The organism is Streptomyces zhihengii, from assembly GCF_016919245.1.
Taxonomy (GTDB): Bacteria; Actinomycetota; Actinomycetes; order Streptomycetales; family Streptomycetaceae; genus Streptomyces; species Streptomyces zhihengii.
Window position 1 is genome coordinate 594,053 of record NZ_JAFEJA010000003.1, and the last position, 24,162, is coordinate 618,214.

At 70.0% G+C, this 24,162-nt stretch carries 23 protein-coding genes; 14 read left to right on the forward strand and 9 right to left on the reverse strand.

Going from position 1 to position 24,162, the window contains the following annotated elements; translation table 11 throughout:
• The first annotated feature begins 223 nt into the window (after positions 1-223).
• Together JE024_RS40330 and JE024_RS40335 are read left to right on the forward strand one after the other, a co-directional pair.
• Positions 224-769 (forward strand): hypothetical protein, encoded by a 546-nt coding sequence (locus JE024_RS40330; protein WP_244883773.1) that lies wholly within the window; start codon positions 224-226, stop codon positions 767-769.
• Positions 770-1,110: 341 nt separating this feature from the next.
• The gene (locus tag JE024_RS40335) at positions 1,111-1,743 is read left to right on the forward strand and encodes a hypothetical protein (protein WP_205378910.1); all 633 of its coding nucleotides are present in this window, start codon (positions 1,111-1,113) and stop codon (positions 1,741-1,743) included.
• Between the two features lie 92 nt (positions 1,744-1,835).
• Here the strand turns inward: JE024_RS40335 and JE024_RS40340 are convergent, their stop codons facing one another.
• On the reverse strand, positions 1,836-2,474 hold the full coding sequence (locus tag JE024_RS40340) for a hypothetical protein (protein ID WP_205378911.1): 639 nt from the start codon (positions 2,472-2,474) through the stop codon (positions 1,836-1,838).
• A 505-nt stretch (positions 2,475-2,979) separates the two neighbouring features.
• Between JE024_RS40340 and JE024_RS40345 the strand changes: the two genes are divergently transcribed.
• The 3 genes from JE024_RS40345 to JE024_RS40355 all read left to right on the forward strand — a co-directional run bounded on the left by JE024_RS40345 (position 2,980) and on the right by JE024_RS40355 (position 7,801).
• A complete protein-coding gene (locus tag JE024_RS40345) occupies positions 2,980-3,897 on the forward strand; it encodes a radical SAM protein (RefSeq protein ID WP_205378912.1) in 918 nt (305 codons plus the stop codon).
• Positions 3,898-3,913: 16 nt separating this feature from the next.
• A complete protein-coding gene (locus JE024_RS40350) occupies positions 3,914-5,092 on the forward strand; it encodes a methyltransferase domain-containing protein (protein WP_205378913.1) in 1,179 nt (392 codons plus the stop codon).
• Positions 5,093-7,612: 2,520 nt separating this feature from the next.
• Positions 7,613-7,801 carry a hypothetical protein gene (locus JE024_RS40355; RefSeq protein WP_205378914.1) on the forward strand — a complete coding sequence of 63 codons (189 nt, stop codon included), beginning with the start codon at positions 7,613-7,615 and terminating at the stop codon, positions 7,799-7,801.
• 745 nt (positions 7,802-8,546) lie between these two features.
• Here the strand turns inward: JE024_RS40355 and JE024_RS40360 are convergent.
• The gene (locus JE024_RS40360) at positions 8,547-9,317 is read right to left on the reverse strand and encodes a hypothetical protein (RefSeq protein WP_205378915.1); all 771 of its coding nucleotides are present in this window, start codon (positions 9,315-9,317) and stop codon (positions 8,547-8,549) included.
• A gap of 91 nt (positions 9,318-9,408) precedes the next feature.
• Positions 9,409-9,696 (reverse strand): hypothetical protein, encoded by a 288-nt coding sequence (locus JE024_RS40365; protein WP_205378916.1) that lies wholly within the window; start codon positions 9,694-9,696, stop codon positions 9,409-9,411.
• Positions 9,697-10,275: 579 nt separating this feature from the next.
• Here JE024_RS40365 and JE024_RS40370 point away from each other — a divergent pair.
• Positions 10,276-10,857 (forward strand): hypothetical protein, encoded by a 582-nt coding sequence (locus JE024_RS40370; protein ID WP_205378917.1) that lies wholly within the window; start codon positions 10,276-10,278, stop codon positions 10,855-10,857.
• A 76-nt stretch (positions 10,858-10,933) separates the two neighbouring features.
• On the opposite strand, the gene JE024_RS40375 is transcribed toward JE024_RS40370, so the two are convergent.
• The gene (locus JE024_RS40375) at positions 10,934-11,224 is read right to left on the reverse strand and encodes a hypothetical protein (protein WP_205378918.1); all 291 of its coding nucleotides are present in this window, start codon (positions 11,222-11,224) and stop codon (positions 10,934-10,936) included.
• A 126-nt stretch (positions 11,225-11,350) separates the two neighbouring features.
• Positions 11,351-12,064 (reverse strand): hypothetical protein, encoded by a 714-nt coding sequence (locus JE024_RS40380; protein WP_205378919.1) that lies wholly within the window; start codon positions 12,062-12,064, stop codon positions 11,351-11,353.
• Positions 12,065-12,314: 250 nt separating this feature from the next.
• Here JE024_RS40380 and JE024_RS40385 point away from each other — a divergent pair, with 250 nt between their 5' ends.
• The 4 genes from JE024_RS40385 to JE024_RS40400 all read left to right on the forward strand — a co-directional run bounded on the left by JE024_RS40385 (position 12,315) and on the right by JE024_RS40400 (position 16,747).
• Entirely contained in the window at positions 12,315-13,625 is a 1,311-nt protein-coding gene (locus tag JE024_RS40385; RefSeq protein WP_205378920.1) for an NsdA family TPR-like regulatory protein, read from the forward strand.
• Positions 13,622-14,203 carry a GNAT family N-acetyltransferase gene (locus JE024_RS40390; protein ID WP_205378921.1) on the forward strand — a complete coding sequence of 194 codons (582 nt, stop codon included), beginning with the start codon at positions 13,622-13,624 and terminating at the stop codon, positions 14,201-14,203. Before JE024_RS40385 ends, JE024_RS40390 begins: the two co-directional genes overlap by 4 nt.
• Positions 14,204-14,571: 368 nt before the next feature.
• Positions 14,572-15,111, forward strand: a complete 540-nt coding sequence (locus JE024_RS40395; protein WP_205378922.1) for a hypothetical protein — start codon at positions 14,572-14,574, stop codon at positions 15,109-15,111.
• A gap of 58 nt (positions 15,112-15,169) precedes the next feature.
• Entirely contained in the window at positions 15,170-16,747 is a 1,578-nt protein-coding gene (locus tag JE024_RS40400) for a hypothetical protein (RefSeq protein ID WP_205378923.1), read from the forward strand.
• 76 nt (positions 16,748-16,823) lie between these two features.
• On the opposite strand, the gene JE024_RS40405 is transcribed toward JE024_RS40400, so the two are convergent.
• The 3 genes from JE024_RS40405 to JE024_RS40415 all read right to left on the reverse strand — a co-directional run bounded on the left by JE024_RS40405 (position 16,824) and on the right by JE024_RS40415 (position 20,072).
• Positions 16,824-17,480 (reverse strand): PDDEXK family nuclease, encoded by a 657-nt coding sequence (locus tag JE024_RS40405; RefSeq protein WP_205378924.1) that lies wholly within the window; start codon positions 17,478-17,480, stop codon positions 16,824-16,826.
• Between the two features lie 262 nt (positions 17,481-17,742).
• Positions 17,743-18,840, reverse strand: coding sequence for a competence protein CoiA family protein (locus tag JE024_RS40410; protein ID WP_205378925.1), 1,098 nt, complete (start codon positions 18,838-18,840; stop codon positions 17,743-17,745).
• Between the two features lie 62 nt (positions 18,841-18,902).
• Positions 18,903-20,072 (reverse strand): restriction endonuclease, encoded by a 1,170-nt coding sequence (locus JE024_RS40415; RefSeq protein ID WP_205378926.1) that lies wholly within the window; start codon positions 20,070-20,072, stop codon positions 18,903-18,905.
• Positions 20,073-20,500: 428 nt separating this feature from the next.
• Between JE024_RS40415 and JE024_RS40420 the strand changes: the two genes are divergently transcribed.
• From JE024_RS40420 to JE024_RS40435, 4 genes are read left to right on the forward strand one after another with little or no spacing between them, the layout of a single operon-like run.
• Positions 20,501-20,893, forward strand: a complete 393-nt coding sequence (locus JE024_RS40420) for a hypothetical protein (RefSeq protein WP_205378927.1) — start codon at positions 20,501-20,503, stop codon at positions 20,891-20,893.
• Between the two features lie 17 nt (positions 20,894-20,910).
• Positions 20,911-22,314 carry a mobilization protein gene (locus JE024_RS40425; protein WP_205378928.1) on the forward strand — a complete coding sequence of 468 codons (1,404 nt, stop codon included), beginning with the start codon at positions 20,911-20,913 and terminating at the stop codon, positions 22,312-22,314.
• 23 nt (positions 22,315-22,337) lie between these two features.
• Positions 22,338-23,120, forward strand: coding sequence for a hypothetical protein (locus JE024_RS40430; RefSeq protein WP_205378929.1), 783 nt, complete (start codon positions 22,338-22,340; stop codon positions 23,118-23,120).
• Entirely contained in the window at positions 23,117-23,659 is a 543-nt protein-coding gene (locus JE024_RS40435; protein ID WP_205378930.1) for a hypothetical protein, read from the forward strand. Before JE024_RS40430 ends, JE024_RS40435 begins: the two co-directional genes overlap by 4 nt.
• A 265-nt stretch (positions 23,660-23,924) precedes the next feature.
• Here the strand turns inward: JE024_RS40435 and JE024_RS40440 are convergent.
• A partial coding sequence (locus JE024_RS40440; RefSeq protein WP_205378931.1) for a helicase associated domain-containing protein occupies positions 23,925-24,162 on the reverse strand: 238 nt, incomplete at its 5' end.

Below are 24,162 nucleotides of genomic sequence, written 5' to 3' on the forward strand. Positions count from 1 at the left end.
CGCCCTCCCTGCGCCGTATACGGGCGAGGTAAGTCCAGACCACCCGTGATGCGAAGCCGGACGGGTTGGAGGGGCCGCGCGGGCCGATGATGTCTTTGCGGAGGACGGGGCCCGCTTAGCACAGAGCAGTGGCCCTGCGACGATGTGCGGGCCCGACGGTTGGCACGCGGGCAAGCGCGATCGAAGCCGGCCGACGGGCTGACGAGCGAAGCGGGTGTGGCATTTGCAAACGCTGGTGGAGGGGGCTGTCGCGCAGGCACTGCGTGACAGCGGCGGCGCGGTGGTCCGTCTGTACGTCGCGGGCTGCGCGGAACGCATGGCGCCGCTGTTCATCGGCCTGCGGGCGGGGGTGCCTGGGCGCGAAGCCGACCTGGACTTGTGCGTGCGGTCCGTACGCGACCTCTGGCATACCGTCCAGCCGCTGGCCGACGCTGCTGAGCGTGTAAGCGTGCTGGAGCGGTTCCCCGAACTGCAACGGGGCGAAGAGGGGACCACCGACGTCGCTGATACCTACGCCTTCTTCGGCGCCCTCGTCCTGCGGCACGCCCTGCTGGCCAACAGCACCGGGGATGCCCGTGACGCGGTGGCCTGTGGCCACGCGGCACTCACCGCGGTGGGGATGCTGGACCGGAACCTCGCGGGTGCCGGCTTCAGTGCCGAGGAGCAGCGGCTTCAGTCCCGCTCGGCGACCAGCGACGCCGCAGGCCTTTGGGAGGCCAGCGTGACAGCGGGACGGGAGCGGTTCCGTGCAGTGCTGGGGCGTACCTGACGCGGCGGAGGCTCAGCGCCGGAGTTGGCCGCGCGGGCAAAGTAGGCCGCTCAGTCACGCGTCACACATTCCGGCAGACTGTGAGCGGGTGTCGCTGCTCCTCACACCCAGCTTCAGCAGGCCGTCTGGTGACTCGTGCTCGACGGCTGTCGGCGACTGCTGCCCCGTCCGCTGAAGAGCAGCCGGCTCAGGGGCACAGGCTCTCTTCTTGCGGATCGAAGCAGACGAGACCAGGGCCTGACGCGAAGCCTGGGCGCGCCGGGCTTCGATCGACACCCAGCGAGGTTCCGGCAGCGCAAATCCCGTGACCGGCGAGGACGGGTCATGGCACAGTCGCCCGCATGTCCGACGACATCGCCTATCCCGTCCTGCGCACTTCCGACGCCGGCCTGGCTCTCAGCACCGCGCGCCGTCTGGTGGAGTTCGGCCGCCGTGAGGACTCTCGAGTCGCTGCCTATGCCGAGCTCTGCTCTGTTGCCGAGGTGCAGCGGGTGGCACGGGAGCTGCCTCAAGGGCAGTACACGGGGGACTTTGACCACCGAGAGATTGACGCAGTGCCACGGGAGCAGTGGCCCCCGCTGGTGGCCGGTCTTGCAGGACCGGATCTGCCGACCGATCCGGCGGCTTACGAACGTCGTCTGCCGGTGAGGTGCGAGCTCGACGACCTGCCGATCGGAAGCATGGAGGACATCTTCGCAGCGGTGATCGGCCCGAGCAGGGGCTGGATCAACTGGGAGTGGCTGTGCTGGCCGGATGCGCCTGAGCTGGATTTCCTTGGCGAGCGTAAGCATGCCGAGGTGTCGCTCCTGTTCAACACACGTACCCGCGATCTCGACGAGCCCGCCGACGATCACACCGTCCTGCTCCATGTCCGTAGCTGCCGCATTGACGGCCGCCAAGTGAGGGAGCCATACGCCCACTGGCTTGCCGAGCAGGCCGGACTCACGGTCGTAGGCCCCGGAGAGCTGTGGTGAGCCGGAAGCGCTGTGACGGAACGGACCCAGCCAGCCGTAGCGGTCGGTCACGGCTCCCGGACGAACGCGCCGCGCTCGCCGGATCTCGGGCGCTACGTGCCCGGCACGGTGTGATAGCCCGCGTGCAGCGTCCATTCGAACAGGGTGCCCGGGCGCTCCCGCAGCGTGGCAAGAGTGAGGTCTGCGGGCTCGGAAACGCAGGTACGGAAGACGGCCTTGTGTCCGGGACACTGCTCAGCCAGGCGTGTCCTGGGGTTGGCGCCCGGCGCATCCCAGGAGAGGCCCTCGCCGCCAGGGAAGCTTCCGATGGACGGCGGGTACGGATACGGCCCCTCGTAGGCCCGGGAATCGAGATACTGCTGCGCGCTGCGCAGCGATCCCTCACTCCACGCGGTCGGGACCTTCATTGCCCGAAGGTCGTTGAGCACCTCGGGCACAGGACGGTCCACGACGAAGTACAGATGCAGCCGCATAATGCAGAAGAGGACCGGCTGCTTCGGCGCGTTGCGATCGAGGTAGTTCTTGCCCCCACCTTGTGCACACGAGTCCGCAACAGTGATACGTGCGGCCGGACCCCACGGCCCGGACTTCACGATCGTTGCAGCGCGTCGACGTAGTTCCCGCTCGGCACGCTCCCGCTTCTGCTGTACCTCGTCCGAAGTCGCGACCTTCTTGAGCTCTCGCTGGCCGGGGCTCGTACAGGCGCTTGCGCCCGCAAGAAGGAAAAGCACCAGCAGAGATGCGACCTCGCTCGACCGCCGACGTAAGGGACTCACGCTCGATCCCTCTGCGAGAGTGCCACAGCCGAGACCACCATGATCATTCCCTGCGACCTCATCACGCCCGCCTCCCTTGAGTACCTGCCAGGAGACCAGCCTGAGCTGCCGACAGGGTTGCGCGCATGAGTAGACGTACTCATGCGCGCAACCCGCCGGGCAGGCCCTGCCAAAGCCCAGGGACCACTCGCACCCGGTCGACGCCGAGTGCGGCGAGCCGGCGGCGCTGTTCTGCGCTAAGCCCAGCGCATCTGCTGCGGGTGTTGGATACCTGCACGCGACGAGTACGCCCTGTCGGCCGGGACGACGTCCGAGGGTGGTCCTGGGCCGGCCGATCAGTCGCGGCAAGCGCGTCCCGTGGCCGCCAGGGGTCGCTGTGGTGGCCATTGCAGAGGGCTTCCACCGGCCGAACTCGCGCCATCGCCAGGTGGGTTGGGGGCCAGCGGCCTACGATCGTGTCATGACGATCGCCCGCAGGGCCCCTGTCAGGCTGCGGTTCTTGTCGCTGGAGATCACCGGCCGGTGCCAGCTGACCTGTCCCTCGCTGTGCTACGCCGCCTCGGGGCCGACGCGGGGTCACGGCACGATGAGCGACGATGACTGGCTGCGGATTATCGATGAGGCCGTTGCGCTCGGCGCCGAGGAGGTTCAGCTGATCGGGGGTGAGCCGACGCTCCACCCCGGGTTCGTCCCGATCGCCCGGCACGCGGTCGACTCCGGCCTGCGCGTGCGCGTCTACAGCAACCTTCTGCGGATCAGCGAGGAGCACTGGCGGCTGCTGGAGCACCCGGCTGTGCGGCTGGCGACGACCTACCACAGCAGCGTCGCGGCCGAGCACGACGAGGTCACCGGCCGCCCCGGCTCGCACACGGCGACGCGCGCCAACATCGGCGGGGCGATACGGCGCGGCATCCCGTTGAAGGTTGCCGTCCTCGACGCAGGGGACCCCGGACGCGCGGAACGGGCCCGGGGGGAGCTGGAGGCCCTGGGCGTGCGCGACGTGCACGTCGGCAGGGTGCGGTCCGTCGGCAACGCCGCGGGCCTCGCGCTGCCGTCCACGGCCGAGCTGTGCGGGCGGTGCGGGGACCAGCGGGCGGTGGTCCTGCCGGGCGGCGACGTGGCGGTTTGCGAGATCGGGCGCTTCCTGACCGCAGGCAACGTCCAGGGGGCCGGCCTGGAATCCGTTCTGTCCAGCCCGCGGTGGGCCCAGGCGAGCGCGAGCATCCCCCAGCGGACAGAAGCGACGGCCTGCCACCCGGACTGCCAGCCCTCCGACTCCGACTCCTGCGACCCCGGCAAGAACGACCCCTGCGACCCCATGGGCTACGCCCCCCTGGCGCCCGGCTCGCCCGCGGCCGCCGTGTCCGCACTCGTCTGAAAGGCGGGGCCTGTTCATGCAAGGGACATCCGCGGGCTGGGAGGCCCACGCGGTCCGTATGGCCGAAGCGACGGTGCGGCCCGAGTCCCGCTGGCACCGGCCCCTGGCCACAACGCCCCGGCACCTGTTCGTGCCCCGCTGGTGGACGCCGGCCGAGCAGGACGGCACATGGGTCTACAACCTCCGCCACGGCGCCGACGACCTTGCCGCGTGGATGAGCAGCGCCTACGACCACACCCTCAGCGTGATCACCCGCGTCGGCCCCCACCACGCCGACCACGCCACGCCCGCAGCCGTTGTCCCGGAAGCCCGGCCCACCTCCTCGGCCACCCTGCCCGCGCTGGTGGTGAAGCTGTACCAGCACGCCTTCCTCACGGACGACTCCCGCCTCCTGGTCACCTGCGGAAGCGGCTACGGAACAGCCCTGGCCTGCCGACGACTGGGCGATGGCCGGGTCACGAGCGTGGACATCGACCCGTACCTGGTCCACGCGGCACGCGACCGCCTGGCCACAGCCGGGCACCGTCCGCACCTGGAAGTCTGCGATGTGACCGGCGCGCTGCCCGGCGTCTACGACCGCATCGTCTCCACCGTCTCAGTACCCGCCGTCCCCGCCTCCTGGCTCACTGCACTCGCCCCCGGCGGCCGGCTCGTGACGGCCCTGTCCGGCACGGGGCTGCTCATCGTCGCGGACAAGACCGCCGACGGCGGCGCCTCCGGCAAGGTCGCCTCCGAGCCCGCCGAGTTCATGAGCACCCGCCACGACGACGACTACCCGCCCGCTGTCGACAAGGCCGATCTGTGGGCGACCGCACGCAATGCCGACGGCGAGAGCGTCACCACCGGCCGCTACCCGGTGACGCGGGTCAGCCGGACCTGGGACGTGCGCTCCACCCTGGAGCTCACCGTCCCCGGCATCGAACACCGCATGGAGACCGCCGCGGACGGCACCCGCACCGCCTACATGCTGCACCCGGACGGCTCCTGGGCACGCGCCACGGCGCCCGGGGCCCGCCAGGCCCCCACCGTCCACCAGGGCGGCCCGCGCCGGTTGTGGGACGAACTGGACCGCATCCGCACCTGGCTCGTCATCGACGGCGACCTCCCCATCTCCAGGGCAGCGGTACGCATCGACCCGGACGGCACCTGCCACTTCAGCCGCAGCGGCTGGTCGGCCACCCTCGGCGCACCGTAGGCGAGGCGCGGGGGCCCACGGCGCGGTCTGGACCCGCTTCGGCGACCTGCACTCTCTCACCGATGCCTTGGCCCACTTCAGTAACCCTGCCTGTCTGGCCGTGCCCGTCCTGCGGCGGAGCGACCCACCCCCGGCATGCAGCCCGGCCTGGACGACTACCAGCTGGTGCTCCCGCGGCGAGGAAGCCCACCGGGACCTCGCCCACCGGAGAGCACAGACGGGAGTCCTCGCCCGGCTGCGCTCCCGCGCCGATGGCACGCTACGGACCGAAGGGCCTGCTGCCGACTCCTGGGGGCAGCGCCAGCCGACGCCAATACCGCGCGCCCGATTTCGGCAGCTGGGCGACAAGGCTGCCAGTGCGCTTCGCTCGACCGGCACCCAGATGCTGGAATGCGATGAAGAACGACAGGGTGACGCGCTCGGGGGAGAGGCCAGCTCCGCTTGCTTGGGTCGATCAGCCGAGCTGGCAGCACGGCCTTCCAACGCGTGGCCGCGTCTTGCAGATGCAGGCTCGTTTCGTTGCCGACCGTGAGCCGGGTGGAGATGGCTCCTCGCCGCGCGCCTCGGCCGCCTTCCGGATGCCCTGGCACCGTTTGATGCCGATCCGGAGCACCCCCGCGTCTGCGGGGAGAACGCCTGTTCCTGATGCACGTCGGCGTGGGTGGTTGGAGCACCCCCGCGTCGACGGGGAGGACCTCGGCTCTCTGCGTGATGATCACAGGGATGCTAGATGTGCGCAAGGTCACTGTAGCGGGCCCACGTGGACGGGAAGCTTGGCCGGATCCCCGAAGGCGGCGGCCATAGGACCCTGGGCTGCCAGGCTGGCCGGGCCGCTACGGCTGGGAGACCGACGGCAAGCGGGCCTGCGCACTGCTGCGGGCCCTGACCGAGGAGGAGGTGCTGGAGAAAGGATTTCTAACCGAGGCGGACGCGTCGTCTACCAGGTCGTCAGCCGTCGGGACTGGCTGTACTGCCTGGACCCGGAGCGCGACACGATCGAGAACGGCCCCTCCACCCCAGCGCGAGTCGCGAGGCTGGCGCGCGAAGTCTCTGGTCCGTCCGAGTGGTGGCTCGGGAAGCCGCTGAAGCGGATGAGGGACGGCGACAGGCTGTGGATCTACTTCGGTGGGGCCGAAGGAAAGATCGCGGCGATGGCGCATACCCACGACCAGCACAAGTACCCCGAGGATCGATCACACCAGCCTTTTGACCTGCGACTTCAAGTTGGCGGAGGCTCACTGACCAGCACTCCGCGGTGAAGCGGACGAGTGGCCCGGACGCGACGAAGGTGACCGAGATGGTCAGCTTCTCCGACAGCTCGGCCCCCCGCGCCGTCGGCCGTGTACGTGGAGCGCGAACTCCCCTAATAACGCAGGGTCCCGGAGCGCGTCCGCTCCGGAGCCCCTCCTCAAATCAGTCGGCTAATGGTCACTGGAATTGGCGCGTTAGCGGTGCATCGTTGTGGTGACCATCAGGACCACCACAGCAGAGGCAAGAAATACCCCCGCGACCTTCAAAAATACGTCGCCCGCGAGTCCCAGTGCTGCGAGCACTGTAACCCCGCCTCCCCCGAGTGCCGCGAATCCGGCACCGAGTCCAATGATTCCGCAAAACATCAAGCCCAGGGCCAGAATAAGACTGATTCGGACGACCCGGTTATGGTCGGTCGTGGAATTCCTCATAGTAGTTTCTCCTTTGAGTCATCGTCATGGCATACTCCTTTTTGGCGCTTTCATAACTGCACTTAGAGTTGAAGTTGCTCAGGTGGTTTCCCTTTAGCGCGCAGCCAGAGGGGCGCCTTTCCTCTGTCTCCGCAAGTTTTGGCACCTGTTACCGCGTGGCGCGGCTAACTCAAGGCGGGTCTCGCATCATGCGCCCCCTCTCATACCTGAAGTGATCAAGCGGCCCATCAGGCGTCCGTCGACGTAGGGCCGTAGAGCAACGGTAGCCGCCCATCGCTCGTCACGGCAGACGTACTTGACGGTCCGTAAGTTGCCTCGACGGCTCCGCCGTCACTCGATATACGTACATCCTGGAGATGCATATGACTCTGGCGATTACAGAAGACGTAGCGGCCTGAACGGGCCGCCCCATCACTGTCGAGGAGCGACCGCGGATCGCGGCGTTCCCTGAGGGCGCGTCGGCCTTCGTGGAGGACTACGCGCGGTGGGCGAACCTGATCGCGTCGGACGGAACACCTCCGCGTCGGCGGGGAGAACCCAACGCTCGCTCAAGTGGCGATCCGCTCGGCCGGAACACCCCCCGACGGCGCGGAGGACGCCACCGAGGAGCAGGCCGGGGACGGCATGCATGGAACACCCCGCGAACGTGGGGGTGCTCCGTCGAGGCGGTGGGAACTGCACCGGCAGCTCCCCCGTCGTTGCTGGGCTGCTTCGCGCGCAGCGCCGTGTGGCAAGGGACGGGTGGACGTTCGGCCCGGTTCATCTGTATGAGGGTTCAGTTGGGCGGCCCGGCGATACCGTCGTGACACACGCGCCAGACAGAAGTCCAGGAGTTCCGATGAGCGAGCAGCCGGCCCTCATGCCCGACCGCCAGCCCCTCGACGAGCAAGCCGCCGCGTCGGCCCGCGCGTACGCGGCCGACCAGCGTGCGACCCCCGCGACGGCGGGGAGGACAGCTCAGGTGATTCGGCGAACCACTCCGCAGGCGGAACACCCCCGCGTCGGCGGGAAGGACGAGGAGGCGTAGGAGTTGGTGCCGGCGACGAACGGAGCACCCCCGCGTCGGCGGGGAGGCTCGGCTCGCCCGGCTCGGCTCCGGCATGTGGGACGGAACACCCCGCGTCGGCGGGGAGGACTTCTTCGGGGCGGTCATGACGGTCGTGAAGACCGGAACACGGGAGGACCGCAGTGAGTTCTGTGCCGCGCAGCTCGTCCACGGAGCACCCCCGCGTCGACGGGTAGGGCAACGTCAGCGTCTGCCAAGCCTACGTGCTGGTCGGAGCACTTCCGTGTTGGCGGGGAGGGCGTGCTTGTTGTCCGCAGACAACAAACTCTGTGTCGGGGCACCCCCGCGACGGCGGGGAGGACAGCCACTCCCCGGGCTTGGGGTCGGGATGGGCCGGAGCACCCCCGAGACGGCGGGGAGGACGTCTCGCTCGTCGTCGTGCTGCTGGTCGTGTTCGGAACACCCCCGCGTCGGTGGGGAGGACGTCGCCAAGCCAAGCCCTTATGCGCCGGGTGCCGACGGGCAGGCCGGCGGAGCACCCCCGCGACGGTGGGGCGGACCCGTGCACCACCGGGATGTAGAGCACGGTCGAAGCAGCTCGCACTGCCAGCGAAACCAGGTGCTCCGGGTCGGCGGCGGGCAGTCACTGCCCAACCCGGCGCCACCGCGCACAGCTTCCACAGCGCACTGGCGACGATGGCCGGCCACGTACGCAGGGCCACCGGCGTACGTCTACAAGCCGAGCCCGCTGCCGTGTGACCGCCACTCACTCGGCTACGAGTTCCAGGCACTTCGCGGCGTGCAGCTCGTTCAGTGGCACCTTGCGACGCTTGGCCCCCCAGACGTACGCATGGACGGCCACGTCGGCATGGCGCACGACAGAAGCAAGGTTGTCCAGCACACCGACGACCCGCTCCACCCCGAGATGGACCCGTCCCCCGACGCGGGCGTCGTGGAGGAAGTCGGCGGCGTCCTCGGCTTCAGCGTTCCGGAACTTCTCCACGGCTTCGTCGTCGCGCAGCTCACCGTTCTGGTGGGTCAGGAGATGCCGCAGGTCCCTGGCCCACTCGACGTCTGGTGTTGCGACGGCGCTTCCGAGAACGGTGTGCGCGGTGACCAGGGTCTTCCAGCCCGGGGAGGTGAACCCCTTCGGAGTCTTCAGGCGCAACAGATGAGGGCCCGGCTTGCCGTCGACGGTGACGCTCCAGCCCTTGATGACCTCTTGGGCTGCCTTTTCGAGGTAGACCTCGAATGCCGTCACGCCGTTCTTCAACACCGAGGCCTCCACCATCCACTGGTGGGAGAACGGCCAGAGGCCGCCCACGGAGTCGTCGAACATGTCCACGTGCTCGTCGCCGTAATGAACTTCCGGATCGAACACCTCGCTCAGGGCGTCCTCGGCCTGCTTCCACTGACGCTCGTAGGCCTCCGCTGACCACTGGGCCGTCAGCTTCAGAAACGCTCGGTTCTCAGCATCGGTCGTGCGCCAGTCGTTAAAGGCCCGACTCACCGCTCCATGAGCTTCGTCCCAGGTCATGGAACGAGCGTAGGAGCAACGGGCCGACCGGCGTACCGAGTTTCGAAACCGATGCCCACGGAGCCCGGCCTGCCCGCACAGGTACGTGGTATCACCCGAGGGGGATGACTCCGCCTTGGACCAGGGGTGAGCACTCAGAGCATTCTTCAGGGTGGCCAGCAGCGCGGCACAGCGAGTCGGTGCGGGCGTTCTCGACGCCCTCCGTGCTCCACGACAGAACCTGCGCGATCTGTTCGACGTCCACGGGGCTGTAGCCGTAAGGGAGCGCGGCCGCGATCGAGTCGGACAGCGCAGCATGCGCGTTCTGCCACGCCTGGAGGGACTGCAGCATCGTGGCGCGGTCCGTACGGATCCGCTGCATGGCGGTTGCGGTAATCACGCGACCAGCCTGCCAGCCCGGAGTGGGAGGCCCGTGGAACGGCGAGCACGAAAATGGGCCTCGCAGTGGTGATCACCGGTATGTGCTGCGGCACAGCTGCGTGATCGCCGGGTTCGTGACTCTCTGGGAGGCCCGGCACAGGTCTGCCATATGGACCCGGCCCGTAGCCGGGGCAGGCACAGGCCGCTAGCGCGGCGGGGCCGGTGGGCGGGCGGTGTGGACCCGGCGGGTCTTCGGCTTCGACTTCGCGGGTGCCCACCGCTTCTCCTGCGTCCGCTCCCCGACGGATCGTCGGTTCTCCACCTCCGGCGCCGTGCGCCGCTCATCCCGCGGGCGAGACGCCGGCTGCACCTGGTCCGGCACAGAACCCCTCGGGGGCGCGGCCGGTGAGGTGGTCGGGGGGTCGGCAGCGCGGTCAGCGGCAAGGGGCCAGCAGGGGCAGGGTCCGACGGTGCATACGACCACTCTGGCGCAGACGGCATCCGACCCCTCGCAGGCACGTCCGGTTCCCCGCTCCGGCAGGCGGGGAATCGGGCGATCCTGCTGTGCGCAGGGACGCAGACCGCGAGAATCAGCCACATGCTTGACTGGATCCCAGCGTGGGGGAGCACCGCGCTCATCGCGATGGCGACGACCATCGTCACCGGCCGCTACATCTCGCCGCTCCTGGAAGTCCGCAACCGGCGCTTCCAGACGAAGATGCAGGCTCAGGAGAAGATCACCGCAGCCGCGCTCTCCGTGCTGTCGGCCACGCAGAAGCTCCAGACCGTGCAGATACCCGACGGCGTCACCGACACCCTGCGGACCGCGCTCACCGAAGAGCGGGCCCGCTGGACGAAGCAGCTCGACGAAGCCACCTGCCACCTGGCCGACCACGCGCAGGAGTTCGTCTTCACCTTCCGCGGCCCCAACTCGATCCGCGGCATGCGCTACTGCGGGACGGTCCGGATGGTGTGGATCTCCGACCGAACCGACGAGGCCAAGCTGCGGCACCTGCTGGAACTCACCGCGCACTTCCACACGCTCTTCCTCGGGAGTCGATGGCGGGTGTGGGCGCTGAGCCGCGCGATGCGGGGGCTGGACCGGAGGTTCGAAGAGCTGGAGGAAGAAGGCCGCCCGCCGCTGCCGGAGAGCCGCCCCGTCCCGGCCGGAGAGGCCTGACGAAGACCGGGGACGGGCGAAGGGGTGCGGGCACCACCGACCACGGTGGTGCCCGCACCCCTTCTACCGCCCCCAGTCAGTGGTGGCTTCTGCCGGCGTGGTGGGTCGTTCCGCTGTGCTCGCCGGTGGCCGGGTCCGGCGCGGTGACGGTCATCGTCACCTTGTACTCGAAGGTGCCCTCGCGGGGCCCGTCGGCGCGGGCCCAGGCGAGGGCGTGGATCTCCAGGCCGGGTGCCCGCCGTGCCACAGCGGCGGCGGCCTGAAGGGCGTCGGCGGGGCTGTCGCCGGTGCAGACGATGGCGCCGAAGGCGGACACCTCGACATCGCTGGAGTCGGCACCATCGGGGAAGGCGAGTCCGCCGACCACCGTGGAGGCCTGGTGCGGTCCTCACGAGGTCCTGCCCGAAGGACGGCCCGACGAGGACCTGCGGCTGGAGGGTCGTCTCGGACGGGGTACGTGTGGGTGCTGGAAGAGGGGTGTGCTGGGTGTCGTTCATGCCGTACCTCCAGGTGGGATGGGGCTGGGATGGGCTTCTTGGTCCGGGCGGCCGACGGGCAGCCGCCAGCCGGCGGGCACGCGATGCCGGACGCCGTCGGTGAAGTGCAGGGTGATGTAAGGGCTCGCGGGGGGACCGAAGAGGGCGACGGTGCGCGCGACCACGTGGACCTGGTCGTCGACGGTGACGATGTCGCCCGCGACGAGGGTGCAGGCAGCTCTTGAAGCCGCAGCGCCCCATGGCGGTGCCGGCACGAAGTCAGGGGTGTCACCGGCGCTGTACGGGCTGCTCATCACGATGCCGCCCTCCGGGCGGGGGGACTCGGCTCCAAGGCGCCACAGCACCTCGGCCAGTTCGTCGGCCCGGACGAGGGGAGGCGGGTCTTCACGGGGCGGACTGACCCAGTGCGCGGCCGGACTCCCGTGCGGCCCCCAGGGGACAACGACTTCGACACCCGTGGAGAGCAGCCGTACACCCGGCACGCCGGCCGCGAGGTGTCCAGTGCCGGGCGGGACCATCACGTACAGGACGCCGCTGACGTGGTCGGCGAGGACCGGGTAGCCGCGCCGCGGGCTGAGCCGCAGGACGGCGAGCGCGTTCAGCCCGAGGGCCAGGGGGCTGATCGCGACCGCGTCCCAGTCCCGGCCGCACGGCACCCATCCGGTACCGCACGGGGCCGTACGCCACTGCGCCACGCGCTGATCGTTCACGGCCGCTTGCGTGTGCCAGGTAGGGCTGGAGCGTTTCGCCACTTTTCGCCTCCGGGTCCGTCCCTGCGCCTGCACCTTCACGACAGCAGTGCACGGATACCGCCCGCGAGACGCGAGCGATGAAAGAGCGATGCAACTTGCCTGCCGGACGGTGAAGAAACGGCAAGCGGCGGGCATGAACGGCGTGGGAGCGGTACGGTCGCAGCCCTCCCGCCCCGCCCCCGCGGACACCCTGCTTTCGGAGCCTGGCATGGCCGACCGTCACCCCAACCGGGACTTACGCGCGCTGCGCGAGGCCGAGCTCCACATGTCCCGGCCCGAACTGGCCAAGGCCCTCAACGAGCAGGCGAAGCGGATGGGCGAGAACATCGGCTGCACTGCCCGCCTGATCGCCGCCTGGGAAGACGGCGACGTCGCCTGCCCCCGCGCCGTCTACCGCCGGGTCCTGACCGCCTACACCGGGCGGACCCTGCACCAGCTCGGTTTCGCCCTTCCCGAATCGCGACCAGCCGGGCAGGGGAAGCCGACCGACGCCGACGACGGGGATGAGGGGAGTGGATCGGTGAACCGCAGGTCTTTCCTCCGCGACGGCGTCGGCGTCGCCCTGGCGCTTCCCGCCGCCGGCCGCGGCACCGGCCGCATCGGCGTCACCGAGGTCCGCGCCGTCACCGCCGCGGTCACCACCCTTTACGGGCACGACCACGACCACGGGTCCGGCCCCCTGCGGCGGGCCGCCAACGAGGCCCTGCACACCGCCTACTCCTGGCTCCAGGCCGGTACCTACACCGACCGCACCGGCACCCGGCTCCGCACCGCCACCGGGAACCTCTCCATCGCTGCGGGATGGCTCTCCTACGACTCCGGCCGCCCCGCCGACGCCCACTCCCTCTACGGCGAAGCCCTCGCCGCCGCCCGCATCGCCGCCGACCGCGCCCTCGAAGCCCACGCGTTCGGCTGCCTGTCCCTCCTGGCCAAAGCCCAGGGCCGCCCCCGCGAGGCCGTCGCGAATGCCCAGGGCGCCCAGGCCGTCGCCCGCCACCTCGGCTCACCCCGCCTGCTCGCCCTCTTCCACGCCCGCGAGGCGGGTGGCTGGGCCCTCATGGGCGACCGGCAGGCCACCGACGCGGCGATCGTCCGCGCCCACCACCACTACGCCGCCGGGCCCGCAGAAACGGATCCGGGGTGGCTGGAGTTCTTCACGCCCGCCGAACTCGCCGGCCTCGAAGCCCTCGCCCGCGCCGACCTGGGCCAGCACGAACGCGCCGCCGCCGGCGCCGAGCAGGCCGTACTCCTCCACGGCAGCGCCTTCGCCCGAAACCGGGCCTTGTACACCGCCGACATCGCGATCCAACATGCAAGTGGACACCGGCCCGAGCCCGAAGCAGCCGCCGAAGCCGCCGGCCGCGTCATCGCGTTCCTGCCCGATGTCCGATCCGACCGCCTGCTCCAGTCCCTCCACGGGGTCGCCGGAGCACTCCAGCGCCACGCACGCGTCCCGGCCGTCGCGGACTGGATCGAGCAGTACCGCACCATCACCGCACCCCAGGGAGGACGGGCGTGACCACCCCCACCGACGACGAAGTCGCCATCCGCACCTACGGCCCCGGCGACATCCCCGCCCTCCTTGACACCCTCGCCGACATCTGGGCAGACGCCCACCCCGAACTCGTCGACACCCCTGGCGGCAGCACCGACGGCCTCTCCACCACCGCCCTGCGCCGTCAGATCACCGGCCACGCCCGCCGCGAAGGCTTCGTCCTCGTCGCCGCCTACGCCCACGGCAGCCCCGTGGGCTTCGCCTACGCCTTCCCCGCCACCCCTGAGTACTGGTACGGCCCCGAACTCCTCCCCGACATCCCCGAACACATCCGGGCCGGCCGCCTCATGGGCCTGTGCGAACTCGCCGTGACCCCGCCATGGCAGGGCCGCGGCATCGGCAGCCGCCTCCACCACCAGCTCGTCACCGCCATCGCACCCCAGTGGTCCTCCCTCCTCGTCCACCCCGACAACCCCCGCGGACGCGCCCTCTACGACCGCCTCGGCTACACCTACGCCGGCCCGTACCGCAACGAACCCCAAGGGCCCGTCTACGACCTGCTCGTCCTCCACGTCGGCACGGAGCAGCACCCGGCCGCCTGAGCGGTCTCACCCGGGGCCGGGATACCCGCCTTCCTGCGGCCCCCGGGCCACGTCCGCGTACACACGCACCTCCACGTCGCGCTCACCAGGAGTCCGCTTCAGCCGACAGGGCCGCTCGACAGGAACAGCTCCGCGATGCGCTGCGCCGCTTCGACCGCAGCCTTCTCGCTGCCGCGGATCTCGATCGTGATGAGGCCGTCGTCGTCACTCATGTCTGCGGAACCGCCGCGTCCACCTGGCGGTTCCGCTACAAGGCCAGGTCCCACACTCCAACGAGTTCAGCCCTTCGGCCAGGGCCCGCCGAGGGCAGGTAGCTCGAAGCGAGCAATGCCCCTTCCTGCTGCGCCTGAGATGGCTACGCTGCCGGGATGGCCTCCCATGTCGTTCCGCCCAGGTACAGCGATGCCGAGAGCGATCACCCTGCAATTGACCGATGGTGTTCCACGGTCCTGTCGGGATCCGCAGCGCGGCTGCTCCTGATGGGTCCCTCGTGGTCCGGTAAGTCCCACGCGGCCTACGCAGCCATCCGTCGCTTGGTCAACGCCGGCTACGGCGCCGAGCACATCGCTGGGACGAATGCCTTCGAGGTGGCCAGGGCGTATGACGTGCCGATCCAAGCTGAGGTCGTCATGGTCGACGACGTCACGATCTCCGTGGACCTGCGGCGCGAGGCGAAGGGGCCGCGGCCGCTCGACCCGGCCGAGGCGCAAGCCGCACTTGCCCTGCAAGCGGCTGGTGTGCGCGAGACGGTCACACAGCTCGTACGTTGCCCGAACCAGTCGTGGATTCTGATCGGTACCACCGAAGAACGACTCGCGGAGACGCTTGGGGAGGGGGTAGCCGCGAATATTCTCGCGGTCGCCGACGTAGCGGACCTGCCGGCCAGGCCCAAGCCGGGCTGGGACTAGGTTCCGTCCGCAAGAAGATCATGGCTGTCGCAGCCAGAAGGTAGGGGTCCGGGGAACTGTGTCAAAGAAACGCAACGGCGCGCAGCGGATCGGGGCTATCGGAGAGGACCGATTCCGGCTCTCCTGTCAGGAGAACTTCATCATCCCCAACAAGGTCGAACACGATTTCGGGTTCGACTTCCTGTGTCAGCCGGACCTGGCCGCAGGCTTCGGCAAGATCGGACCGGTGGCCGGAGTCTTCGTCGGCTTCAGCGTCCGGGCCACGGATCGGGACGATGGGCGGATCAGGCTCAATCGGGCGGATGCTGAGTGCTTGCTGGCAGCCCACTTCCCGACCGGTCTCGCCCTGGTGAAGCTGAACGGGCCGAAGTCCGCCAGCATCTACTTCCGGATGATGGACACCGCCTTCATCGTAGAGCTGTCCGATTTTCTGGCGTCCGCCAGGAATTCCAAGCACTTCTACCCCAAGGACATGCGGCCCGTGACGGAGATCCGGGCCGCGATCGGTGAGGTCATCGCTACCGGCTACCTGGAGCAGGTACGTGCCGACGCCGCCCGGAAGATCGCCGAACCGATCACCGGACCCGTCCAGATTCAGATCCACCGTGACGCTGACACCCAGGCAACCCTCATCACATCTCTGGACATGTACGCATGGTTCGAGCAAGGAACAGCCGCCGAGAAGGAGGCGCTCTACCTAGCCACTTTCGGTGAACCGGGGCGACGTGACCAGAGAATGCGTGACCTCGCGCTGAGTGGCAAGCTCATGGGGGGACTCACGCATCTGCCCCAGCCGTACGTACTGGCCGGCTTCGTCATGGACCACCCCACCCAGGTGTACGTCCAGACCGCGTCTGCGTCCGCAGAACTACCCGTGCTGCGTACCGCCAACGAGCATCACTTCGGCTACGTCTACCCTGCGGGCTTCGCCCTGACCGTCTCCGTCCGAGTCGAGCAGGACGGACAGTACGTGCACCTGATGCGGGCGCTCGCCGACCCGGACAGCGACGTCCTGCTCGCCAACCATCCGATCCTGGTTGATTTCCTTGCCACCTGCGACCCCGAGTCGACCTTCCGTTTCGACGACCGCGACGGACTGACTCTCGACGTGACGCACTTCGAAGACTTGTCCGGTCTGGTCCGGTGCGCGGCCGCCTACCGCGATGCACGGGGCCTGGACGGCTGGGATGCGGTGCCTGTCATGGTCAGAGACCTGGCTAGCGCAGAGTCCCAGAACTCCCTGATCTTTCTCGGTGCGGCAGCCGACCTTCAGGTCCAACCGGTCCCCCGTGGACTCCTCCTGACGGCGCCGGAGGTGGAGGAGCAGGACTGTGACGCGGCACCCGGGACCGTCAGCGTCCCGGTCGTCTGCAACCTGGCTGACTCCAGCCTGGTCGTCTGGTTCTCCGGCCACGGATCCTTGCTGTTCCATGACGGCGATGTGTGCGGATTCAAGGTGCCTACCTTCCGCGTGGAGACCATCGAGGTGCGTCCCCGGGTGTCGAGCCGATCCCTGTTCCCACGAGTCCACCTCGGGCCGAAGACGTTGACCTGGGACGCAGGGCAGTGGCAGGAGAGCGATGCCGAGACAGAGTCTTGGGCAGACAGCCTCAGCACTCGTTTTCAGTTGGACTAGATCCGATGATGATCTTGTAGTTGGCGCACGGTGAGCCAGGGGATGTGACGCGGGTCGGAAAGCGACGTCTTGCAGGTCAATTCTCCTCTGGCTCTTCGTAGGGGCCCAATTCCTCATCGGTGAACGGTTTCCCAAGGTCCGGCATTGCGAAGAGACCACCCGCCCTTGAAGTTTCGATGAAGCGGACGACCCGATCCACTGGACTATGGAGCTCCTGCTTCTCGACCGAGCGGTGACAGGCGCGACAGAGCCATGGCCGGCGGAGGGTGATGCACTGTGCTCGTGCGCATGCGGGGCATGTCACGAAGTAGGCGGACGGGCCCCAAAGGGCCTCCCACATGGCGTATCCGTACCGCGGGCGGTGGCCGCTCTCGTTCCATCGAGATGGTGCAGCCGACCGGCCCAGAAGGACGAATTCGCCGCCGGGCCACCGGCAGGAGCACGCAGCTTCGCATCCGCATGCGCGGCTCCGGGCCAGTTCGGCAGTCTTCTCCACCCTGGGTATGCCGGGGCCCTTCACCTCGATCCAGGTCCCGAGCTCGGGCAACCAGAAGTCGGGAACGTAGACAGCACCGGAAGGCAACGTGATGGTCTCCGGTTCGTACAGCCATTGGATTCCGGCACCGTCGAGCGTTGCCGCCCAGTCGGCTTCGAGGCGCGAACGGAACATGGTGTCGCCGTACAGGGTGGGGACGGCGTCGATGGCCGGCGCAGGGTCTTGGCTGCTGCTCACGATGTACTCCCATTCGAACCGCACATGAAATGAGTCGTAGGGCCCGGGAAGGATTCCGCTGCGTGTCCGTCCTCTCCGCCGAGGAAGAACACCTGGGGCCAGTGGTCGATGCCAACGCCATCCAGCAGGTCAGGGCAGGGCCGGACCACCCCGTACAGACCGATTGGGCTGCCGCGGTAGACCGGCACTCCGTAGGCGAACTGCGGATCGGACTTCGGCGGATAGGCGATGCTGATCGTGATCCCCTCTGCTCGCGCCCGTTCTACGACGGCCGCGAAGAGGCCTTCGACCTGTTCACGGGGAAGGCGATCCCACCACGCGGAGCCGACGCGCTCACGTTCTTCGAGCCGCTTGGCCGCAGCGAGGGAGCGGCCTCCTGCTGTGCCCAGCGCTCGGACCGTTCCTTACGTTCGCGGACGAGCCGTGCCGCCAGCTCGGCACGCTGCTGCTCCCGGTACTCGTCCTCCTCGCGCTGGTACCGCAGCGCGGGGTTGGCCTTCTCTGCCTCGTCTCGGGCGCGTAGCCGCTCCTCCTCCATCTCCTCCCGCCGTCGGCGAGCCTCCGCCTCGGCTTCCTTTCGTCGTTGCTCTTCAGCAGCGAATTGGGCACGTTCTTGCTCGGCTCGCGCGGCCTCCCAGGCATCTCGCGCACGAATGGACTTCCGGGAGGTCCACCACAGCAGCGGGGCTCGCCTCCCGAGTGAGACCAGTTCGACCGTGCCCCCGAGCACCCAGCGGACGAACTGACCCAACCGCTCCTCGCGGACCACCCAGCGGCCCTTCTGCGGGTCGAAGCCGACAAGTCCTTCGCGAACAGCCATCGGGCGGACGCGTTCCACAGGGTGCACGCATATCGAAGGGACGCTGCCTATCCAGTCTGGAGACGTCTGGTTCGGCGAGACCCAGCACACCGAGATGCCTTCCGCCGTGTACCGCTCCGTTCGCGACCGGATGTCGTCCACGGTGATGCGAGACAGCTGCGCTTCCCAGGCCATCCGCTGCGTACCGTCCGGCGAGGTAGCCATCACGTCGGCACGCCACGACCGGTCGTCCGCTGCGACTTCGAGTTGTGCGTACCAGCCCGCGTCACGGATCGCGCCCGCCATCTCCAGCTTGAGCATGTGATGGTCCATCGACTCATGCCTGAGCGTGCACGTATCGGGGCGTCCAGGGTCGTGGCAGAAGAACCGGACCCGCGGCGGCGATAGCTTCGCATGCACGCCCCACGCGCACTCCGGACACACGATTGAGGGCCTTGAACCGGCCTGGCGGTGGAAGTCGGCCCAGCGCAGGTTGCACCCCAGATCAGGAAGCGTGGCGTCCAGGAGCCCGAAGTCGGGATGCACCGCGGTAAACGGCACCGCGAGGTCTCCTTCCCTGACAATCGACCGGTTCGGATTCAGAACTGTGCAGACCGATGGAGTTACCGGAGGCCGTGCGCGGCGGCGATGTGCGGCTTTTGGGCCAGCAGGGTTTCGAGCCGGCTGTCGGGCCACAGGTCGATGTAGGGAACCGCACCTTCAGCGTTGTGCCGCTCCGCCCAGCTCACCGCGTCAGCGGTGAACCGGCCGCTGGTGGCGACCACGATTCCCCGCACAAGAGGTGGGCTCCACAGCTTCCCCGCGGTGGCGGTCTCACTCACCGCAGCGGCGTTCACCGACCGGCTGCGCCAGTGCTTGGCTTGCACGATGACGCGTTCGGTTCGTACACCACCGGAGCCGTCGCGGAGGACCCGGTCCAGAGAGAGGTCACGACCCCGGTCGGGCGCCCGGGTCTGCATCAGCCACTGGACGTTCTCGTGCTCCGGGATGCTGCGCAGGAGGTCGTAGAGGAGACGCTCGAAGCCGTCGTCGTCCAGCCGCTCCCAGGGCAGTGCCAGGGTGGCAGGCCCCGTGAGGTGGCCGGAGGCTGCCTGCCCCAGGTCCATGTCCGGAACGGGCAGCGGATCGCTGTCGCCCAAGGCATGGGAGAGGATGTCGGCGCGCACGGTGGGCCAGTCGAGGACGACGATGTCGCGCCAGTCGTGCCCCTGGCTGAACCGCAGGTGTCGATGAAGGTCCCACCACCGTCCGATGGTGTCCGCGGCGTCGCCCAGGAGTCTGGCGATCTCTCCTACGGCCGTCTCGACCTGCTCCGTGTGCGCATTCACAAGGTGATCGAGCGAGTCCTCAGCAACTCCCTTCACCGCGAGGGGCAGCGCGGTGTCGACGGTGGCGACAAGCTGCTCCAGGCGGCCCCGGGCGGCCCGCCGGCGGGCACGGTCGAGACGGTACCGGTAGGCGGCCAGGTCAGCTTCCGGCTTCTCGCCTGCCGCCTGAACCGCGTGGGGCTGCTCACTGACTTCGAAGTAGTCGAGGTAGGCCTGCCCCATGGCGGCGATGTCCGGCAACTGCTCGGTGATGGTCCAACCGTCGACCGGCGGGAGCCCGGGAAGCAGATCCGTCCATGCCCTCGCGAGATCGTCGTAGGCCGGATGTGAACCATGCTGCGGGCCGGTCGGGATGTACGGCTTCGCGCGCTCCCACACGCCTTCCAGCTTGCTCAAGTTGGCCGCTGTTCGGTCCATCGCGCGGAGGAGCTCTTCAAGGTCCATGCGCACAGACTTCCACCCCACGGGGGCAGCTGTGGAGGGGTTTGCGGCATCCCGAAGACAGGAGAAGGGCGAGGTTCAACCACGGGGTGGTCGTCGCTTCGTGTGGTGGGGGTGTGGGGGCTGGTCGGTGGGGTCGTGGGTGGGGTGTGGCGGTTCGGCGCGGGCGTGGGCGCGGCTGTGGGCGTGGATGTGGGTGGGGTGGGTTCGGCGTGGGGTGTTTTCGGGGGTCGCTGGTTGGGGTGATTGTGGGCCGCGGCAGCCGGTTTCGGAAGGGCTCGTGCAGCAGGCTGGGAGGATTTCCCCAATATTAAAGAATGGCAGCCAGTTAGTGCGGAATGGAACATTACGCCCTAACTGATCTTGATAAGGCCCCGGGCCCTGGGGCTGTTCTCGGTGTCCGGGCGTGGTCGAAAGGGGTGGCAGGGGCGATGGCTGGTGAGGGTGGCCGCCGACGTGAGCGCGAGAGCGGGGCCCGGCGTTCGGAGCGGGTGGGCGTCGCGTTCAGCCCGGCCGAGTTGGAGGTCGTCCGCGCGGCCGCGGTCCGTGAGGGGATGTCGGCGGCGGGGTGGGTGGGGCAGCAGGCGATGGCAGTCGCGCAGGACGTCCTGGTGCCGGTCTCAGCGGACCGCGCGGACGTCCTTCGCGAGCTGGTGAAGGCGCGGGCCGGCCTGCGGGAGGTCGCGGTCCGCCTGGACGCTCTCGGCCCCGCCGCCACGACCGGGGCGGGGCTGGCCGACGCTGTGGCCGATGCCCGCGCTGCGGTGGTGCGGGTGGACGCGGCGACGCTGGCGGTGATGCGCGAACGCCGGGCCCGTACGTGATGCCGAAGAAGCCGGAGATGGGCGACGACACCTACAAGCTGGTGGAGTACCTCTTCGGTACGGGCAAGCGCGACGAGCACACCGACCCCCACCTCGTGGCGGCCTGGGATCCCGATCTGCCGTGCCCGGCCCGGCGGCCGGACCGCATCGGGCTGGGCGAACTGGCGGACCTGCTAGACGCTCCGGTGGAAGCGCTGCGCGGTGACCGTCCGGACAAGCACGTGTGGCACGTCTCGGTCCGCAACGCCCCCGCCGACCGCACCTTGTCGGACGTCGAGTGGGCGGAGGTCGCCGCCGCGATGGTCGACGCGGCGGGCATCGCCCCGGCCGGTGACGAACAGGCCTGCCGCTGGGTCGCCGTACGGCACGCGGACGACCACATCCACCTCGTCGCGACCCTCGCCCGCGTCGACGGACGGCAGCCCCGGCTGCGCGGCGACATCCTCGCGATGCACGCCGTCGCTCGCGCCTTCGAGGCCCGGTGGGGGCTGACGGCGATGTCGCCGCAGGACCGTACGGCGGTGCGCCGCCCGTCGACGGGGGAGCTGGCGAAGGCCGACCGTCGCGGCCTGCTGGAGACCGCCCGGGAGTCCCTCCATCGCACCGTTCGGATCGTGGCCGCGCGCGCCCACGACGACGCCGACTTCCTCGACCGGCTCCGCGACGCCGGTCTCCGCGTCGAGCGCCACGGCGATGACGGCACCCTCGCCGGGTACGCGGTCGCGCTCCCTGGCGACCGCGCCGATGCCGGGTCCCGGCCGGTCTGGTTCTCCGGCAGCTCCCTGGCCTACGACCTGTCGCTGCTCCGCGTACGGGAACGCTTCACCCCCGCTGTGGGCCCGGCGCACTGGACGGAGGCGGAGCGCCTGGTGCGCGAGGCCGCGGCCGCGCTCGCCCGTTCCGGCCGGGCCGAGGGCGCCGGCGGGGTGGCCGCGCTCGGCGACCTCCTGGTGGCCGCCGCCGCGCACGCCCCCGCGACGGTCCGCGACCGGATCACGGCGGCGGCCGACGCCTTTGAGCAAGCCGGCCGGGCCCCGGGCGAACGCTCCCTGGAGGGGCGGGCGCGTGCCGGATGGCGGGCATCGGCACGCGCGTTGGAGCGCGCACCGCGCACCGCCCGGGGTGGCGGCGCGGTGGTGGTCCTCACCCTGCTGGTGGCGCTCGTGGAGGCGGTGGAAGCGGCCCGCCTGTGGCACGAGGCGCAGGCCCACCGCGCGCAGGCGAAGGCCGCTGCCGAAGCCGGGCGGCTGCTGCGCGAGGCCGCCGCCGCGGCTGGCGCACCCGTCTCCCGTACGGGCCCGGCCCGTACGGCGAGGACGTCGCGGGCGGCGGGCCGTGGCCCGACCGGGCCCGGTGCCGTTACCGGTGTGCCGCCCCGTGCTCCCGGACCGCCCAAGACCGGCCCGGCCAAGTCCCGCTGACCCGTGCGCAAGGAGCCCCGATCGTGTCCACCCCCGCACCCGCCCCCGCCGCCGTCGACCCGTTCGCCGAGTCGGTCGCCGAAGCAGCCCAGACCGCCGCGGCGGCCTTCCGGCTGATGATGACGATCTCCGACGCCGTCCGCCGCGCCGCCCAGAAAGCCCGCAAGGGCGAGGAGGAGGAACTCGCTGAGGGGGAGGAGAAGCTCGCCCCGGGCTGGGCCGCCGACGCGCTGCGCCCGCTCCTCGACGACCAGGTGCTGGCCGACTTGATGGCGGGGAAGGACTGGCCCGCGATGGCGGGGCAGATGGTCCTGCTGCAGCGCGCCGGCGTCGACCTGAACCTCTTCCTCCCGCAGCTCGGCCAGGCCGCCAAGATCGTCTACCAGGCGGTGGCAGCCAACCAGGCCCGCATCAGCGCGGCGGGCACCGACCGGTGGGCCGACCTCCTCACGAAGACGATGCCCGAGGGCCTGGTGCGCGACGCGATCCTGTCCTCCCCGGCCTGGCCGGACATGGCCGCCAAGATGGCCCACCTCGACCAGCAGGGTGTCGACGTCGCCGCCTTCCTGACCGCCGCGCACGGCCAGGGCGTCGGCGTCGACCAGGCCGTCGCCGCCCTCCTGGCCCAGCCCGGCGCCGCCGCCGCACCGGCCGCTGTACCGGCGGCCGTGGTGCCAGCCGCCCGCCCCGCCCCCGCCCCCAACCCGTACGCCGCGCCCGCGGGGCCCGAGGCCGCCCCGCCCCCGCTGCTCCCGATCCGGCCCCGGCCCCGGCTGCGGATCCGGTGGCGGATCCGGTGGCGGTGAGCGCGGACGCCCGCACGATGTGGGGGCCGCTGACCCGAGGCCTCACCGTCTCCAACGACCTGGACCTGTCCGACCGGCCCGCAGCCCTGGAACAGCTCGGCGTCTCGACCACGGCGAACAGCCGGCTGGTGTCCCTCACACAGGAGTACGTCACCTCCGAGCGGGACACGGCCCTGCTGGTCAGCACCCGGGCCTGGCCCCTGCTCGCGGCCCGCATGGCCGACATCGCCCGCGGCCCGGAAGGAGAACAAGGGCTCCGGGACCGCCTGAAAGTCGGACTCAGGGACAACAGCGCCTGGCGGCAGGGCTCGTCCTCGAACCTCACGGGCCGCCTGGTCACCGCCACCCTCACCTCCCTGACCACCCCGCCCGGCGCCCCGGTCCCCGACGGCCCCCGCGCCTCCGCCACCGCCGCCCGCTCCCGCTCCACCACCACCCCGACCGCCGCCGCGCCCGGTCAGGCCGCGCCCGCGGAACCCGCCGTGCCCGCGCACCGGCAGCAGGCCGCCCCGGCCAAGACCTCGGGCCGGGGCCGGTGACCGTCCGCCCCTGGCTTAGGCGAACAAGCCCTCCCCGACCGGCTGGAGGCCGGGCCGATCAGGGGCGCCGCGCCCTCGCCTTTCCAGGGGCGACCTGGCGGGCTCGACAGTGCCGCGGCGGGGCCCCGCCCGGCTTCTGACCATCCCGCGCCGCCGGTAACCGCGCACTGCTGGTGCATCACCTCGATGTGACAGCGCCAGACGTGCGAGATCCCGGGGCCATCACGGACCCGGGGTCTCGCGCACTCCACAGCGGCGAACCGGATTACACCCAGTCGATGCCGAGAGCGGCGAGTCGGCTGCGCTGTTCCTCGCTGAGCCCGGCGCGTCTGCTGCGGGTGTTCGATACCCACACACCCAGCTTCACCGGCCCGCCCGGGGTCTGTTCGACCCACGAGCGGGGGACCACGGTGCGGTCTTCGCGTTCGATGTACTGGGCGAGTGCGGTGATCCCGCGTTCGAATGCCGCGCTCGCTCCGGCCCCCGCCTGCTTCCCGCGCGCT

What these genes read in the sequence shown, in the direction of transcription:
- JE024_RS40335 (WP_205378910.1), top strand. Translation starts at nt 1,111, where the DNA reads ATGTCCGACGACATCGCCTATCCCGTCCTGCGCACTTCCGACGCCGGC.
- JE024_RS40345 (WP_205378912.1), top strand. Translation starts at nt 2,980, where the DNA reads ATGACGATCGCCCGCAGGGCCCCTGTCAGGCTGCGGTTCTTGTCGCTG.
- JE024_RS40350 (WP_205378913.1), top strand. Translation starts at nt 3,914, where the DNA reads ATGCAAGGGACATCCGCGGGCTGGGAGGCCCACGCGGTCCGTATGGCC.
- JE024_RS40355 (WP_205378914.1), top strand. Translation starts at nt 7,613, where the DNA reads ATGAGCGAGCAGCCGGCCCTCATGCCCGACCGCCAGCCCCTCGACGAG.
- JE024_RS40360 (WP_205378915.1), bottom strand. Translation starts at nt 9,317, where the DNA reads ATGACCTGGGACGAAGCTCATGGAGCGGTGAGTCGGGCCTTTAACGAC.
- JE024_RS40370 (WP_205378917.1), top strand. Translation starts at nt 10,276, where the DNA reads ATGCTTGACTGGATCCCAGCGTGGGGGAGCACCGCGCTCATCGCGATG.
- JE024_RS40385 (WP_205378920.1), top strand. Translation starts at nt 12,315, where the DNA reads ATGGCCGACCGTCACCCCAACCGGGACTTACGCGCGCTGCGCGAGGCC.
- JE024_RS40395 (WP_205378922.1), top strand. Translation starts at nt 14,572, where the DNA reads ATGGCCTCCCATGTCGTTCCGCCCAGGTACAGCGATGCCGAGAGCGAT.
- JE024_RS40415 (WP_205378926.1), bottom strand. Translation starts at nt 20,072, where the DNA reads ATGGACCTTGAAGAGCTCCTCCGCGCGATGGACCGAACAGCGGCCAAC.
- JE024_RS40420 (WP_205378927.1), top strand. Translation starts at nt 20,501, where the DNA reads ATGGCTGGTGAGGGTGGCCGCCGACGTGAGCGCGAGAGCGGGGCCCGG.
- JE024_RS40425 (WP_205378928.1), top strand. Translation starts at nt 20,911, where the DNA reads ATGGGCGACGACACCTACAAGCTGGTGGAGTACCTCTTCGGTACGGGC.